The organism is Ruegeria sp. Alg231-54 (genome assembly GCF_900143525.1).
Taxonomy (GTDB): domain Bacteria; phylum Pseudomonadota; class Alphaproteobacteria; order Rhodobacterales; family Rhodobacteraceae; genus Ruegeria.
This window is the reverse complement of sequence record NZ_FREZ01000001.1, coordinates 216,648-230,505: the sequence shown is the minus strand read 5'-3', so window position 1 is coordinate 230,505 and position 13,858 is coordinate 216,648. Positions and strand designations below refer to the sequence as shown.

Here is a 13,858-nt window from a genome sequence, read left to right as displayed (position 1 = left end):
CTGACGCAACAAGAGAACGGGATTTTAGCATCTGATGTTGCGATCGCTCTATGACTGGACCATTCGTCTGGCCGAACACCCGCACGCGCTTTGGGCTCTGGCCATTGTGGCATTTGTCGAAAGCTCGTTCTTTCCGATTCCCCCGGACGTTCTGATGATTCCCATGATTCTTGCGCGCCCGTCGCGCGCCTGGCTGATCGCGACGGTCGCCCTGGTGGCGTCGGTGCTGGGAGGCATGCTGGGTTATGCGATCGGCGCGTTCTTCTATGAAAGCATCGGCCAACCCATCCTCGAATCCATGGGCAAAGCGCATGCCATGGAAGAGTTCAACACCAAGTTCAACGACTTCGGATTCTGGGCCGTGCTGGGCGCAGGGATTACCCCATTCCCGTATAAGGTAATCACCATCATGTCCGGTTGGACGGGCATGCCGCTGGGCACATTCATCGCCACGTCGATTCTGGCCCGCGCGCTCAGGTTCTTTGTTGTTGCCGGGCTGCTTTGGGGCTTTGGTGAACCCATTCGCAACTTCATCGAAAAGCGTCTGGGGCTTATGTTCACTCTGTTTGTCATCCTGCTGTTCGGTGGGTTCTTAGCGGTGAAGTTCTTATGACACGCAAAAAACTGTTGATCCTGATAGCGGCTGGCGGTTCTGCTGCACTCTTGCTGGGCGCGTGGGCGTTTCAACACCTGGGCGGTATGGCCCCGTGCAAAATGTGCATCTGGCAACGCTATCCCCACGGCGCGGCTGTTCTGATTGGCGTGTTGGCCTTTGCCTTTCCAGGCATTCGCCCCCTGCCGCTTTTGGGTGCGGTTGCCGCGATGGTGACTGCCGGGATTGGCATGTACCACGCAGGCGTCGAGCAGAAATGGTGGGAAGGTCCAACCAGCTGCACGTCGGGCGATATTGGCGGATTGTCCGCTGAGGAGCTTATGGATCAGATCATGTCCGCGCCGCTTGTGCGCTGTGATGATATCCCGTGGGAGATGTTCGGCCTGTCGATGGCCGGGTGGAACGCTGTGTTATCGGCTGGTCTGGTTTTAGTCTGGTTGGCCGCGTTCCGCGCAAAATAAACTTTACTACGCGTCCAGTTCGGCATCCCAATACAGAAAGTCGATCCAGCTGTCATGCAGGTGGTTCGGGGGGAACTTGCGCCCGATGTTTCGCAGCGCCTCGGCATCTGGCTGACGCGGCGGTTTGCGCAGCGACATGCCCGCCTGCCGCAGCGACTTCGATCCCTTCCTCAGGTTGCAGGGGCTGCACGCCGCCACAACGTTCTGCCAACTGGTCACACCCCCGGCAGCCCGCGGAACAACATGGTCAAAGGTCAGGTTGTCCCGGCTTCCACAATACTGGCAGCGGAACTCGTCCCTTAAAAATAAATTAAAGCGCGTGAAGGCCACGCGCTTTCTGGGTTTTACATAGTCTTTGAGGACAACGACCGACGGTATTCGGATCTCGGTACTGGGGCTTCGGACGACCTCGTCGTATTCGGCCACGATATCCACCCTGTCCAGCCAGGCCGCCTTGATCGCTTCTTGCCAGGGCCACAGGGACAGTGGGTAATAGGATAAGGGGCGATAATCGGCGTTCAAAACCAATGCCGGATGGTGCTTTAGGGCACCCGGTTCCCTGACAAATTCGGTCCTGAATTCTCCGTCCATATCGGAATCGCTCCTCGCTCTGCTCTGCCCGTTATTGACACCAGAGCGGGGAACACCCGCCCCGGCCTTAACTTAACTATATATCGTGTTAAAACTCTGACAAGCCCTGAGTTTCCACAACATCTCGGGTATTGAGTATGCCTGCTCCGTAACAAAGACGTGACAGTTATCCACAGGTTGCGTTCTCTGCCTCTGGCAGGCTATGGCGGGATCATGAGCTGGTTCATACGATTCAACAAACCCTTCGATGTGTTGCCGCAGTTTACCGACCGCGCAAATGCAGAGACACCGCGCAGCACTTTGTCGGATTTCATCGACCTGCCCGGTGTGTATCCGGCTGGGCGGCTGGATCGCGACAGCGAGGGTCTGATGCTGCTGACTGACAACGGCCGGCTGCAGGCGCAAATATCGGACCCCAAGCACAAGATGCCCAAAACCTATTGGGTTCAGGTGGAAGGTTCACCCGATGCTGCCGCCCTGAAGGCTCTGCGCGACGGGATTGATCTGAAGGACGGACCGACGCGCCCGGCCAAGGCCCGGTTGATGGATGAGCCCGAAGGCCTGTGGCCACGAAACCCACCTATCCGCGTCCGCCAAACTATACCGGATAGCTGGATCGAGCTGACCTTGCGCGAAGGCCGCAACCGGCAGGTTCGACGCATGACGGCAGCGGTCGGTCATCCCACCCTGCGCCTGATCCGCGCCCGGATCGGGGACTATACACTGGAGGGGTTGGAGCCCGGCCAATGGGACAGCCTGACAGCCCCTACATTGGATTCCGCGCCGCAACGAAAACGGGACCGCCGACCGCGCAGGTGACAAAAACGTCCTTTTGTGATAGGGTTAAGGCATGAAAGTCACCCGAAGCACACCATCCCCAGGAGGGATCCTTGAGGCCGCGCTTTATGTTGGCGATCTGGACGCGGCTGAACGATTCTATGGTGAAATACTGGCGTTAGAGTGTATTCAACGCGTCGCGAACCGGCATGCGTTTTTCCGCATCGGCGGATCGGTGTTGTTGCTGTTCAACGCTGATGAGACGGCAAAACCGCCGGAAAATCCGAACCTGCCCGTCCCGCCGCATGGCGCACGCGGGCCCGGTCACGTCTGCATGACTTTATCGCGGACAGAGATAGACGAAATGCGCAAGCATCTACTGGAGTGGAACATCCCCATAGACGCCGAGTTCGATTGGCCAAGCGGGGCACGATCGCTGTATGTTCGGGACCCCGCCGGGAACTCGGTGGAATTCGCTGAAGGTCACCTGTGGGACTGAGACCCTAGCGCAGCGGTTGCTTTTCTCCCCCGACAATTCTGTAGATGTCGCTCGAAACAACGCCCACTTCGCCCAGAACAGCTTGAAACTCGGCCATATGCGGGGCAGCGAAATGCGCCTCGAGCGCGGCCTGATCCTGCCATTCTTCATACACGCGGAACTCGTTGGATTGCCCGAGTATCTGGCTGAATTCATAGATCAGGCAGCCGGACTCTTTTACGGTCTCGGCGACCATTTTCTGAGCGGCCTCAATGGCTTTGTCGACACTATCTAGCGACACTTCAACCGTTCCGGTGACAATCAGCATGTCGTTTCCTTCATCAATTCAAACCGTTTCGAAATCCTGTCGACTGGCGTTCCGTCTTGCAGAGAAACAGCATATGTGACCGAGTAGTCGCGGAAACCCATCTTGTCGTAATAGCTAAGCCCCTGCCGGTTGTCGGCCCGGATCGTCGCGTTGAGCGCGCTGAACCCAAGGGCCGCAGCGTAGGTCGTGGTTTCAGAGAACAACGCCCGCCCTGCCCCTTTCAACACCGGCTCTCGCCGGGTGAAAGTCGCTATATCCGCGCAATCTTCCGGCAGGTTCTCATTCGTGCCAAGCCATTGAAACCCGGCCACCTCGCCCTGTTCATCAAGGGCAACGAGGCAACAGATTTTGTCTGCGCCATTCAGGTAGACTTGGGCAAACAGCGCCTCGGAAAACGGTGTTTCAAACGCGGTCGTCCCGCCGATAGTTATGATTTCGTTGAGAATTTGGCAGGCAACTGCCACATCCTCAGGCATCAAGGGACGGACCGCGATCATCGCTACAGGCTCAGCTTGTCGCGCATAAAGGCAAGCGCGACGCTAAGACCGTCCGGGGCAATCCCGTGGCCGGTACCTTTCATGACATGCGCATAAACTTCTTTGAAATCTGCGGCCTGCAGCGCTTCGGCGGCTTCGGGCAGAGATTGTGGTGGAACCACGTCGTCGGCATCACCATGCACCAGAAGGATCGGCATCCGGCTAACAGTTTCATCGGGCAGCAGGTCCGGTTCCAACAACCGGCCAGAGAACGCCACGACCCCAGCCACCGGATCTTCGCGGCGCGGCGCGACGTGCAGGCTCATCATCGTACCTTGCGAGAATCCAAACAGAACCACCTGTTCGGGCAAAACATCTTCATCCACCATCAGGGCATCCAGGAAGGCGTTGAAATCCTCAACGGACATTTCCATGCCACGGCGTGCTTCTTCTTCGGACGAACCGTCAATCCACGGGATCGGAAACCACTGATATCCATTGGGCATTCCGGGAATCTGTTCCGGTGCATCGGGTGACACGAACAACGTATCGGGCAGATGTTCCCCCAGCGGATCAGCCAACCCCAGCAAATCGGCCCCGTTGGCGCCATAGCCGTGCACGAACACCACGACCGAGCGTGTATCGCCCGAAACCGGCTCTTTTCGGAGCGCATTCAAAACCCGTGTCATCTGATCCCTTCTCGTTCTTTTGCCACCCGGTAATAGGCCCACAAAACCCGCGCCGCAACCGACCGCCAGGGCGACCAGGCCTCGGCCATCTGGCGCAGTTGTTTGTCGGTCGGCCGATCGGGCAAATCATAGAGGATGCGCGCAGCCTCTTGCAGCGCCAGATCGCCCGGCGCGATCACGTCAGCGCGGCCGAGCGAAAACATGGCGTAGATCTCGGCGGTCCAGACGCCAATACCCGACACCTCGGTCAGGATCGCCACGACGTCATCGTTTGAAACGTCCCGCAAGGCTTTGTAGTCAATGCGCGCCTCAGCCAAAGCGCGGGCGTAGCGGATTTTTTGCCGGCTCAACCCAACTGCACGCAGATCATCGTCGGTGGCCCATATGATTTTGCGCGGGCCGGTCAGTTTCGCATCCTTCAACCGGTTCCAGATCGCATTGGCCGAGGCCACACTCACCTGCTGGCTGACTATGGCGCTAAGCAGTTGCGCAAACCCGTCCGGGCGACGGCGCAAGGGCAACGGACCGGTCTGTTCCATCGCATAGGCCATGCGCGGGCAGCTTTCGGCCAGCCACGTCGCGCCTTCTTCCACACAGTCGGGTGTTTCTATGATCCGTCCAACGGACATGTGCTCTCCGGCCTCGATGATCGACTGCACGTTAGGCTGCTTTGCCGCAGATGCAACCAGCTTGTGCACAATCGTTTTCGACATTACGCATGTGCTCATGACGATGACCGCCACCCCCTCCGACAACAGTCAGGCCAAACGGAATGTCGCCGTTCTGGTGGCCGCGCAGGCCTTGCTTGGCGCACAGATGCCGATGATCTTTATCGTCGGTGGGCTGGCCGGCCAATCATTGGCAACCAATCCCTGCCTGGCGACTCTGCCCATATCTTTGATCGTGCTTGGCTCAATGCTGGCGGCGACGCCGATCTCGGCCATTATGCAACGCTGGGGTCGCCGTGCTGGATTTCTGGTGGGGGCAACGGCAGGGGCTTGCGGCGGGCTTGTCGGCGCATATGGCTTGTTTCTGGGGTCATTCCCAGTGTTTCTTGCTGGCAGCCTGCTGACCGGCATCTACATGAGTGCGCACGGTTTCTACCGCTTTGCCGCCGCTGACACCGCATCGGACGATTTCCGTCCCAAGGCGATTTCCTACGTGATGGCGGGCGGTCTGGCAGCGGCAATCATCGGGCCTCAGATCGTCAAACTGACCTCGACCGCGTATGTCATTCCATTCCTCGGCACGTATATTGCTGTCATCGCGGTGAACGTCATTGGCTCGGCCCTGTTCTTTTTCCTCGACATTCCAACCCCGCCAAAGCCTGCGGCTGATGCCCCCAAAGGCCGGTCCCGGATCGAGCTGCTGAAGACGCCGCGCATCGCGGTTGCGATCATCTGCGCCATGGTGTCCTACGCGCTGATGAACCTTGTGATGACGTCGACACCGCTGGCCGTCGTGGGCTGCGGGTTCAGCGCCAATGATGCGGCGGATGTCGTCACCAGCCACGTGTTGGCGATGTACATTCCCAGCTTTTTCACCGGACAATTGATTGCCCGCTTTGGGGTCGAACGGATTGTGGCACTGGGTCTTCTCATACTAGCTGCGGCCGGAGTGGTAGCTTTGCAGGGCGTTGAACTGGGTAATTTCTTTGTCGCGTTGATCCTGTTGGGCATTGGCTGGAACTTTGGTTTTATCGGCGCAACCACCATGTTGGCTGAATCGCACGACGTCAGCGAGCGCGGACGCATGCAGGGGTTGAACGACTTGCTGGTGTTTGGTGGCGTCACGTTTGCCTCGCTGGCTTCCGGCGGGCTAATGAACTGTTCCGGCGGCTCTGCAATCGAAGGTTGGACCGCGGTGAACGTCGCAATGATCCCCCTTCTGACTTTGGCGGGCGGGGCGCTTTTGTGGCTGACGATGCGGCCCCGAATGGCCTAATCGTTAAGGTTCAGTATCGGTGCAAAGGCACCTAATTTCTGTGCCTCGGCGATCCCCTCATCAATGTGCTTGCGGTAGATATCCCACATCTGCCGCCTCAGGGTGCGGCCTTCGTCTGTAATGCGAAGAACCTTCCCCCGCCCGTCTCCAGCTGCAGCATGGCGTGTCAGCAACCCGTCTTCCGCCATCCGTGCGACCTGACGAGAAAAGCTGGACTGATCAAACAGCAACTGTTGCTCCAGCTGTTTTGGTCTCAGGCCGTCCGGGGCTCGTTCCAACTCCCACAGCACATCATACCAATGCAGCCTGGGAAATCCGGCGGCGACCAAGGCGCGCTCGGCCCGGGAAAAGAGCCGGGTGCGTGTCTGGTTCAGAGCGATCCAAGCCGCCTCTCGTTCTTCAAATCCGCTCATCACGCCTCCGCGAGGATTGTGGTTTTCCTTTGCCCATCATTTTAGATGCATTTACATGTTAATTATCAACCCTGCAAATCAGAGAAAAGTCATGAAGCTGTTTACCGCATCTGCCCTCGTCTTGGCACTGGCCACACCGGTCCTTGCCGAAACCTATCACTTTGATCAAAGTCACACCGAAATCCGTTTCTACTACAACCACGCGGGACTGACCGAACAATCCGGCGAATGGACCGCCGTATCCGGCACCGTCGAGTTTGACCCTGAAAACATCACTGCAACCAGCGCGGATATCACAATCGACGCCTCAAGTGTTGAAACCGGTTGGGGGCCGCTAAACGATCACCTCAAAAGCGGTGATTTCTTCGACGTCGAGGCGTACCCAAATATCAAATTCGTCTCGACCTCGGCAGTGCAAACCGGTGCAAGCACCCTGCAAATGATCGGAGATTTGACAATCAAGGATCAGACCAAGCCCGCAACGCTTGAGATTGACCTGACCTTCATGGGTGAACATCCCCTGGCTGGATTCTTCGATTACTACAAAGGTGACTGGGTTGCCGTCGAAGCCGATGGCCAACTTTTGCGCAGCGAGTATGGCGTCGGGATGTTTGCCCCGGGAACGTCGGACTTGGTGCAACTGAAAATCTCGGCCGAAATGCGCGCCGGCGGCTGGGAGTAACTACCAGCGCCCCGTTGCCGCCTGCGCCATCAATGACAGGCGGCGGCGGATTTCACCCGGCGCAAGGGTTCCTGAGGCGACCTTGTCCGGGCGCGCAATGACCTGCTTTAGAACCAATTCGGTTTGCCAACCGGCATGCAGCGCAGCGGCGGCTTTTACCGAAACCGAGCGCCGCTGTGTCCGCGCCCGTTTCAACCGCCCGTACGCTTTTTCGGCCAGACGCTGAACACCCGCAGGCGTGCCATCAAGCAGCGGAATTCGCCCGCGCGCTTCAAGGTCCGGGATGGCGCGCAACCAATTCGCGACTCCAACGGCATAGCCAAAGTCCCGCACGACATCCTCATCCGCCGAACCCAGCGCTTGTGCCGCTACCACCGTGAGCGTGCCCGCGCTGTGGTTTATGTACGCGTCGAAATGATCTTCGTCCTCGAACGGGTCGCGATAGATATCCCAACGCCTTACGGCCACATATTCATCCATCATCGATGCAAGATGAGGGGACAAGATACGCGACAGCGGCGTGACGATCTCATGCCGGCGAACAGTCGGACCTTCGGCAATTTCTTGCAACGCATCACGCCACCATTGCAGGCGCATCTCGGCAATCATCGGTTCTTGCGTGACCCAGGGCGCCCGGGCGACTTCGATGTTCAGCGCATAGATCGGAAACAACACCGCACGTGCGGAAACCGGGGCCGCCATGGCCGCCATGAACCGGTCGGGATCCACCCGATGCAACAGCGCGGCACAGGCCTTGACGTCATCGTCAAATGGAGCACTCACTCGGCGACTGCCGACTGTGGGCCGCAATCACGCACCAGTTTCCATTGGATCGCATCCAGCAACGCCTCGAACGAGGCATCGACTATGTTCGCGCTGACGCCAACGGTGGACCACCGGCGACCCTGCCCATCTTCACTGTCGATGATAACGCGGGTTACAGCCTCGGTGCCGCCCTGCGTGATACGTACCTTGAAGTCGACCAGGTGCATATCGTCCAATATCCGCGAGTATTGACCAAGATCCTTGGCCAGCGCCTTGGCCAACGCGTTCACCGGACCCCGGTCACCGCCGGACCCATCCAGAGACTCGCTGACCGACAGCTTCTTTTCGCCGTCGACCTTCACCACAACAACGGCCTCGGACAAGCTGACCATCTTGTTGTACTTATTCTTGCGCCGTTCAACGGTGACTTTATAACGCTTGACCTCGAAGAACTCGGGCAGTTGACCCAGTTCGTCCCGCGCCAGCAACTCAAAGCTGGCCTGCGCGGTGTCGTAGGAATAACCTTCTGCCTCGCGCAGCTTGATCCGCTCGAGGATACGGCCCAAGGCCGGGTCACCGGATTCGACCGACAAACCGGCCTCGATCAAACGCTGGCGCAGGTTCGACTGCCCCGCCTGGTTCGACATCGGAATGATCCGTGTGTTCCCAACCGACGCCGGATCCACATGTTCATAGGTCGTCGGGTCCTTAAGGATCGCGCTGGCATGCAGCCCAGCCTTGTGCGCAAATGCGGACGCCCCGACATAGGCCGATTGTTTGCTGGGCACCCGGTTCAGGATCTCGTCCAGCATGCGGCTGACGCGGGTCAAACCCGCCAGCGCTTCGACACTGACGCCGATGTCAAAGTTCGATGCATAAGGTTCCTTCAGCAGCAGCGTCGGGATCAATGAGGTCAGGTTCGCATTTCCGCAACGCTCTCCCAATCCGTTCAAGGTTCCCTGAACCTGCCGCGCGCCCGCATCGACAGCCGCCAAAGAACAGGCCACCGCGTTTTCCGTATCGTTGTGGGTATGGATACCCAGCCGGTCCCCCGGCATGCCCGCCGCGACCATCTCGGACACAATCCGAGACACTTCCGCAGGCAAAGCGCCCCCATTGGTGTCACACAAAACAACCCAGCGCGCACCGGCATCCATCGCGGCCCGACAAACCTCAAGCGCATAGGTTGGATTGTCCTTGTAGCCATCAAAGAAATGCTCGGCATCAAACAGCGCCTCGCGCCCCTGCGCTACGATATGTGCAACAGAGGCACGGACGTTCTCGACATTCTCCTCAAGCGAGATGCCAAGCGCATGGGTCACGTGGTAATCGTGCGACTTACCCACCAGACAGACCGCCCGCGTACCCGCGTTCATCACCGCCGCCAGAACATCGTCATTCTCTGCCGACCGGCCCGATCGCTTAGTCATCCCAAAGGCCGTCAAGCAAGCTGACGTCTTGGGAGCCGCATCGAAAAACGCACTATCCGTCGGGTTCGCCCCCGGCCAGCCGCCCTCGATATAGTCTACGCCCAACTCGTCCAGAGCCTGCGCGATCTGCACCTTCTCAGCGGTCGAGAACTGCACACCCTGTGTCTGCTGCCCGTCGCGCAGGGTGGTGTCGTAGAGGTAGAGGCGTTCTTTGGTCATCATACGCCCTCCAGCTTGGCCGCATCGAACCCTGTGCCCGGAACCAGTTCGACCCCATCCTTGCTCATTCGTACTTCCAGACCAGCGGCCAGGTAAGCTGCCTTTAGGCGATCGACTTCCGAGAAGTCTTTGCTCTGCATTGCACTCGCCCGCGCATTAGACAATCTGTCTGCATGAGATGAAAGATCCACCGAAGCCGTATCAGCCCAAGCACCCATTTCTTGCGACAACAGACCAAGTAGCTGAGCACCCGCCAGCAACGAGGCCGCATCACCATCCGCCGCCAAACGGTGCAACTCCGCCAAAGCACCCGCCGTGTTCAAGTCATCGCTTAGCGCAGCAACGACTGCGGGTGCAGCGTTGGCGGCGGGCTCGATGCCCGCTGTCAGCGCCCGCCACTTGCGCAGCGTCGCCTCAGCCTCACGGGCCTTTTTCTCGGTCCAGTCCATCGGCTTGCGATAATGCGTCTGCAGGAAGACAAACCGGATCACCTCGCCCGGCACGCCCTGCTCAAGAAGATCATGCACCGTGAAAAAGTTGCCCAGTGATTTGGACATCTTCTTGCCTTCAACCTGCAACATCTCATTGTGCAACCAGTACCGCGCGAACTCACCGTGCGGATGGGCGCATTTGCTCTGGGCGATCTCGTTTTCATGGTGCGGGAACATCAGGTCGTTTCCGCCACCGTGAATATCAAAGCTCTCGCCCAGCAGCTCATAGCTCATGGCCGAGCATTCGATGTGCCACCCCGGACGACCGCGACCCCAAGGCGAGTCCCACCCCGGCAACTCATCGGTCGAGGGCTTCCACAGCACGAAATCCATCGGGTTCCGCTTGTATGGCGCAACCTCAACCCGGGCACCGGCGATCATGTCATCCACCGACCGACCAGACAAAGCGCCGTAGTGTTCCTTCCAGCTGTCAACCGCGAACAGAACGTGCCCTTCGGCTGCGTAGGCGTGCCCCTTCGCGATCAAACCCTCAATCATCGCAACCATTTGCGCGATGTACTGAGTCGCACGCGGCATCTCGTCAGGCTCAAGCGCTCCCAAAGCGCCCATGTCATGCAGATACCAGCCGATGGTTTCATCCGACCGTTCCTGCACCAACTGCTCCAGCGTTCCAGCGGCACCCGCTTTCTGGCGTGCCAGCGCGGTCGCGTTGATCTTGTCATCCACGTCGGTGAAATTGCGTACATAGGTCACGTGATCCGCGCCGTAGACATGGCGCAGCAACCGATAGAGCACGTCAAACACCACCACGGGCCGCGCGTTGCCCAAATGGGCGCGATCATAAACCGTGGGTCCGCAGACATACATCCGCACGTTATCGGCACTAATCGGAACGAAATCCTCTTTCGTCCGTGTCCGTGTGTTGTGCAGTTTGATCGTCGTCATCGGTCGGCTCCTAAAGACAGCAAATGCTTGCGCTTGGCACGGGCTTAGCAACTTGTCTCAGGGATGAAAACGAAAGAAACCGGCCCGCTTGATAAATCAGCAGGTAATGCAGCAGATAATGATGCAGGTCATACGGTTCATGTCCTTCCCCTAGCCTGGACAACGCGTTCAGCCAAGACTTGAGTTCAATCTCAAGGTGACGCACCCTTTCGACCATGAGCCGAGAATTTGTCAATTCCATCTGCCGCACGTTTCCAGGCGCTGACCTTTCCGACCCTTGGGGAGGAGGCCATGACGCATGGAAGGTTGGCGGCAAGATGTTTGCCTGCATCGGCACCGCCAACGATGGCGTGTCCGTCAAAACGCCTGATATTGAGACGGCTCAGATGCTGATCGAAGCAGGCGTCGGTACCAAAGCCCCCTATTTTCATCGCAGCTGGATCCGCCTGTCGTTTGACTGTGACGAGGATGAGATGCGTCATCGGCTGGCCACATCTTACGATCTGGTGCGGTCTTCCCTGACGAAAAAAGTGCAGTCCACTTTGCCCCCACGAAGCTGATTGACATTTTCCAATGCCTCTGGCCCATTCTGCGCTAAAGACAAGATCGGAGCGTGCCATGAAACTGTCGCAGCGTATCACTCATCTGACCGGAGGTGGCAGTGATGGGTGGGATGTATTTTACCGCGCGCGCCGGATGATCAGCGAAGGGCACGTCATTACTGAACTCACCATTGGTGAGCATGACATTCGCACGCACCCGACCATTCTGGATGCCATGGATCTATCTGCGCGTCAGGGAAACACCGGCTACGCTGTGGTGCCCGGCTCGGATTTGCTGCGCGATACCGTTGCCGCACGCATTCAGGCCCGCACTGGTCAGAAGACCTCGCGCAACAACGTGCTGATCACCCCGGGCGGCCAATCTGCGCTATTCGCTGCCCACGTGGCGGTGTGCGATCCCGGTGATGTCGGTCTGTATCTCGATCCCTACTACGCGACTTACCCCGGCACGATCCGGGGCGCCGGTGCGACAGCCCGCGCCATCCAGACCACCGCCGAGGATGCATTCCAGCCGCGCGCGCAGCAGATCGATGCGGCGGCAAATGGTGCGGTCTCGCTGTTGATCAACAGCCCGAACAACCCCACTGGCGTCGTATATTCCCGCGAGACGTTGAACGGTATCGCAGGTGTTTGCCGTGACCGCGACCTGTGGCTGATCTCGGATGAGGTTTATGACACGCAGGTCTGGGAAGGTGAGCATATCTCACCACGTACCCTGCCCGGAATGGCCGAGCGTACTTTGGTCGTTGGTTCGATGTCCAAGTCACACGCGATGACCGGGTCCCGATGCGGTTGGGTGGTCGGCCCTGAGGAGGTGATCGCCCATCTCATCAATCTGGCAACGCACACAACTTACGGCGTGCCCGGGTTCATTCAGGACGCCGCCAGTTTTGCCTTGAGCGCGGGTCATGATCTTGAAGAGGAAATCGCGGCGCCGTTCCGGCGCCGTCGCGCATTGGCGGTCGAGATTCTTGCCACCCAGAACACCATCGGCCTGGTGCCGGCACAGGGTGCGATGTACCTGATGCTGGACATCCGCGCAGCGGGGCTAAGCGGTGAGGCATTCGCCAACGCATTGCTGGATAAACACGCAATTGCCGTCATGCCCGGTGAGAGTTTTGGCACAGCGGCGGCAGGACACGTGCGCGTTGCGATGACAATTGACGACGACCGCTTGGCTGCAGCACTCAGAACGATTTGCGAATTCTCCGCCGTTCTGGCGGAAAGTCACGCGGCGGAATAGACGGAATTAAAACCGGAAGGTTGTACGCAGGTTGAACACGTTGGCGTCAATATCGCCCTGGCTTCGGGTGACGTCGTTAAAATTCTGACGCAAGGCCTCACCACTGATGACGAAACTGTCGCCGATAGGATAGGCAATTCCGATCCCGTACACTGCGGCGGTGTCATTTTCGGGCGACGCATCCAATCGGGCCGCTCCCACAACAACGTAGCCCAAGGCCGGTCCAAAATCATAACCACCGCGCAACTTTAGGCGGGTCAGACTGTCTACACTGCCTTCACCCTGCCCCAGATCCAGAGAAAGCCGGTTGTATTCCAGCTCACCCCCAAGAACGAAATTACCGAAATCATGGTCATAACCGACAAGCGGGCCAAAAGTCGCATCGTTTCCGCCAGAGCTATTTGGGCCATCAACATCCGCATAACCAAAGCTGAAGCCCGCATACGCCCCCGTCCAATCCTCTGCATATACCGGTGCAATGCCGATTGTCAGGCAAGTGGTCATGAGGGCCATCAGGGCTTTCATCAACCTCTCCAAAATTCCTTGCAGCGCGCCCACCAAACGATGGGCTTCATCACATAAAACTTGGTCTGCAATCGTAAAAAATCCATTGAGATCACGGACCACTCTTAAATAAGTGACAGAAGCTTAACAGAATTTCCCACATTCGGGAAAAAACTTTACCCCACGGCAAGAACGTGATGCGGACAAGGCACAACACTTCGTTTTTGGCCCCTCAGGTCGCAAACAGGACAGATTGTGCGCCTCGTATTGAGAAAGTCTACATCA

Annotated in this window: 18 protein-coding genes; 8 read left to right on the top strand and 10 right to left on the bottom strand. The window is 58.3% G+C overall.

Annotated elements, in window-relative coordinates:
- Positions 1-34 precede the first annotated feature (34 nt).
- Both DHN12_RS01185 and DHN12_RS01180 read left to right on the top strand, forming a co-directional pair.
- Positions 35-613, top strand: a complete 579-nt coding sequence (locus tag DHN12_RS01185; RefSeq protein ID WP_058278010.1) for a YqaA family protein — start codon at positions 35-37, stop codon at positions 611-613.
- Positions 610-1,074, top strand: coding sequence for a disulfide bond formation protein B (locus DHN12_RS01180; RefSeq protein WP_108858541.1), 465 nt, complete (start codon positions 610-612; stop codon positions 1,072-1,074). Before DHN12_RS01185 ends, DHN12_RS01180 begins: the two co-directional genes overlap by 4 nt.
- 6 nt (positions 1,075-1,080) lie before the next feature.
- Here the strand turns inward: DHN12_RS01180 and DHN12_RS01175 are convergent, their stop codons facing one another.
- Positions 1,081-1,665, bottom strand: a complete 585-nt coding sequence (locus DHN12_RS01175; protein ID WP_058278012.1) for an HNH endonuclease — start codon at positions 1,663-1,665, stop codon at positions 1,081-1,083.
- A 213-nt stretch (positions 1,666-1,878) separates the two neighbouring features.
- On the opposite strand from DHN12_RS01175, the gene DHN12_RS01170 reads away from it, so the two are divergent.
- Positions 1,879-2,484 (top strand): rRNA large subunit pseudouridine synthase E, encoded by a 606-nt coding sequence (locus tag DHN12_RS01170; RefSeq protein ID WP_108858540.1) that lies wholly within the window; start codon positions 1,879-1,881, stop codon positions 2,482-2,484.
- Between the two features lie 31 nt (positions 2,485-2,515).
- Positions 2,516-2,941: a VOC family protein gene (locus tag DHN12_RS01165; RefSeq protein WP_108858539.1), complete on the top strand. Its 426-nt coding sequence runs from the start codon at positions 2,516-2,518 to the stop codon at positions 2,939-2,941.
- 4 nt (positions 2,942-2,945) lie between these two features.
- On the opposite strand, the gene DHN12_RS01160 is transcribed toward DHN12_RS01165, so the two are convergent.
- Genes DHN12_RS01160 through DHN12_RS01145 form a run of 4 tightly spaced genes read right to left on the bottom strand, consistent with a single transcriptional unit; the run spans position 2,946 to position 5,042 of the window.
- Positions 2,946-3,248, bottom strand: a complete 303-nt coding sequence (locus DHN12_RS01160; protein WP_108858538.1) for a putative quinol monooxygenase — start codon at positions 3,246-3,248, stop codon at positions 2,946-2,948.
- The gene (locus DHN12_RS01155) at positions 3,242-3,724 is read right to left on the bottom strand and encodes a GNAT family N-acetyltransferase (RefSeq protein ID WP_234416522.1); all 483 of its coding nucleotides are present in this window, start codon (positions 3,722-3,724) and stop codon (positions 3,242-3,244) included. Before DHN12_RS01155 ends, DHN12_RS01160 begins: the two co-directional genes overlap by 7 nt.
- A 23-nt stretch (positions 3,725-3,747) precedes the next feature.
- Positions 3,748-4,413, bottom strand: a complete 666-nt coding sequence (locus tag DHN12_RS01150; protein WP_108858536.1) for an alpha/beta hydrolase — start codon at positions 4,411-4,413, stop codon at positions 3,748-3,750.
- Positions 4,410-5,042 (bottom strand): DNA-3-methyladenine glycosylase, encoded by a 633-nt coding sequence (locus tag DHN12_RS01145; protein ID WP_108859064.1) that lies wholly within the window; start codon positions 5,040-5,042, stop codon positions 4,410-4,412. The genes DHN12_RS01150 and DHN12_RS01145 overlap by 4 nt, the downstream gene beginning before the upstream one ends.
- Before the next feature lie 103 nt (positions 5,043-5,145).
- On the opposite strand from DHN12_RS01145, the gene DHN12_RS01140 reads away from it, so the two are divergent.
- Positions 5,146-6,357: an MFS transporter gene (locus DHN12_RS01140; RefSeq protein WP_373455748.1), complete on the top strand. Its 1,212-nt coding sequence runs from the start codon at positions 5,146-5,148 to the stop codon at positions 6,355-6,357.
- Here the strand turns inward: DHN12_RS01140 and DHN12_RS01135 are convergent.
- Positions 6,354-6,770 (bottom strand): MarR family winged helix-turn-helix transcriptional regulator, encoded by a 417-nt coding sequence (locus DHN12_RS01135; protein ID WP_108858534.1) that lies wholly within the window; start codon positions 6,768-6,770, stop codon positions 6,354-6,356. The genes DHN12_RS01140 and DHN12_RS01135 overlap by 4 nt on opposite strands.
- Positions 6,771-6,861: 91 nt before the next feature.
- On the opposite strand from DHN12_RS01135, the gene DHN12_RS01130 reads away from it, so the two are divergent.
- Positions 6,862-7,452, top strand: coding sequence for a YceI family protein (locus DHN12_RS01130; RefSeq protein WP_108858533.1), 591 nt, complete (start codon positions 6,862-6,864; stop codon positions 7,450-7,452).
- Here DHN12_RS01130 and DHN12_RS01125 read toward each other — a convergent pair whose 3' ends face one another.
- The 3 genes from DHN12_RS01125 to cysS are packed head-to-tail and all read right to left on the bottom strand — an operon-like array spanning position 7,453 to position 11,263.
- Complete coding sequence (locus DHN12_RS01125) at positions 7,453-8,235, bottom strand: squalene/phytoene synthase family protein (protein ID WP_108858532.1); 783 nt, start codon at positions 8,233-8,235, stop codon at positions 7,453-7,455.
- Positions 8,232-9,866, bottom strand: coding sequence for a citramalate synthase (gene cimA / locus DHN12_RS01120; RefSeq protein ID WP_108859063.1), 1,635 nt, complete (start codon positions 9,864-9,866; stop codon positions 8,232-8,234). Before cimA ends, DHN12_RS01125 begins: the two co-directional genes overlap by 4 nt.
- Entirely contained in the window at positions 9,866-11,263 is a 1,398-nt protein-coding gene (gene cysS, locus DHN12_RS01115; RefSeq protein WP_108858531.1) for a cysteine--tRNA ligase, read from the bottom strand. The genes cimA and cysS overlap by 1 nt, the downstream gene beginning before the upstream one ends.
- 215 nt (positions 11,264-11,478) lie before the next feature.
- Between cysS and DHN12_RS01105 the strand changes: the two genes are divergently transcribed.
- Positions 11,479-11,823 (top strand): MmcQ/YjbR family DNA-binding protein, encoded by a 345-nt coding sequence (locus DHN12_RS01105; protein ID WP_108858529.1) that lies wholly within the window; start codon positions 11,479-11,481, stop codon positions 11,821-11,823.
- A gap of 58 nt (positions 11,824-11,881) precedes the next feature.
- Positions 11,882-13,069 (top strand): pyridoxal phosphate-dependent aminotransferase, encoded by a 1,188-nt coding sequence (locus DHN12_RS01100; RefSeq protein WP_108858528.1) that lies wholly within the window; start codon positions 11,882-11,884, stop codon positions 13,067-13,069.
- Positions 13,070-13,075: 6 nt separating this feature from the next.
- Here the strand turns inward: DHN12_RS01100 and DHN12_RS01095 are convergent, their stop codons facing one another.
- A complete protein-coding gene (locus tag DHN12_RS01095; protein ID WP_108859062.1) occupies positions 13,076-13,594 on the bottom strand; it encodes an outer membrane protein in 519 nt (172 codons plus the stop codon).
- Between the last annotated feature and the right edge of the window lie 264 nt (positions 13,595-13,858).

Excerpts from the sequence above, each read along its gene's own strand:
- DHN12_RS01185 (WP_058278010.1), top strand. The coding sequence starts at position 35 with ATGTTGCGATCGCTCTATGACTGGACCATTCGTCTGGCCGAACACCCG.
- DHN12_RS01180 (WP_108858541.1), top strand. The coding sequence starts at position 610 with ATGACACGCAAAAAACTGTTGATCCTGATAGCGGCTGGCGGTTCTGCT.
- DHN12_RS01175 (WP_058278012.1), bottom strand. The coding sequence starts at position 1,665 with ATGGACGGAGAATTCAGGACCGAATTTGTCAGGGAACCGGGTGCCCTA.
- DHN12_RS01170 (WP_108858540.1), top strand. The coding sequence starts at position 1,879 with ATGAGCTGGTTCATACGATTCAACAAACCCTTCGATGTGTTGCCGCAG.
- DHN12_RS01165 (WP_108858539.1), top strand. The coding sequence starts at position 2,516 with ATGAAAGTCACCCGAAGCACACCATCCCCAGGAGGGATCCTTGAGGCC.
- DHN12_RS01160 (WP_108858538.1), bottom strand. The coding sequence starts at position 3,248 with ATGCTGATTGTCACCGGAACGGTTGAAGTGTCGCTAGATAGTGTCGAC.
- DHN12_RS01155 (WP_234416522.1), bottom strand. The coding sequence starts at position 3,724 with ATGCCTGAGGATGTGGCAGTTGCCTGCCAAATTCTCAACGAAATCATA.
- DHN12_RS01150 (WP_108858536.1), bottom strand. The coding sequence starts at position 4,413 with ATGACACGGGTTTTGAATGCGCTCCGAAAAGAGCCGGTTTCGGGCGAT.
- DHN12_RS01145 (WP_108859064.1), bottom strand. The coding sequence starts at position 5,042 with ATGTCCGTTGGACGGATCATAGAAACACCCGACTGTGTGGAAGAAGGC.
- DHN12_RS01140 (WP_373455748.1), top strand. The coding sequence starts at position 5,146 with ATGACCGCCACCCCCTCCGACAACAGTCAGGCCAAACGGAATGTCGCC.
- DHN12_RS01135 (WP_108858534.1), bottom strand. The coding sequence starts at position 6,770 with ATGAGCGGATTTGAAGAACGAGAGGCGGCTTGGATCGCTCTGAACCAG.
- DHN12_RS01130 (WP_108858533.1), top strand. The coding sequence starts at position 6,862 with ATGAAGCTGTTTACCGCATCTGCCCTCGTCTTGGCACTGGCCACACCG.
- cimA (WP_108859063.1), bottom strand. The coding sequence starts at position 9,866 with ATGACCAAAGAACGCCTCTACCTCTACGACACCACCCTGCGCGACGGG.
- cysS (WP_108858531.1), bottom strand. The coding sequence starts at position 11,263 with ATGACGACGATCAAACTGCACAACACACGGACACGGACGAAAGAGGAT.
- DHN12_RS01105 (WP_108858529.1), top strand. The coding sequence starts at position 11,479 with ATGAGCCGAGAATTTGTCAATTCCATCTGCCGCACGTTTCCAGGCGCT.
- DHN12_RS01100 (WP_108858528.1), top strand. The coding sequence starts at position 11,882 with ATGAAACTGTCGCAGCGTATCACTCATCTGACCGGAGGTGGCAGTGAT.
- DHN12_RS01095 (WP_108859062.1), bottom strand. The coding sequence starts at position 13,594 with ATGAAAGCCCTGATGGCCCTCATGACCACTTGCCTGACAATCGGCATT.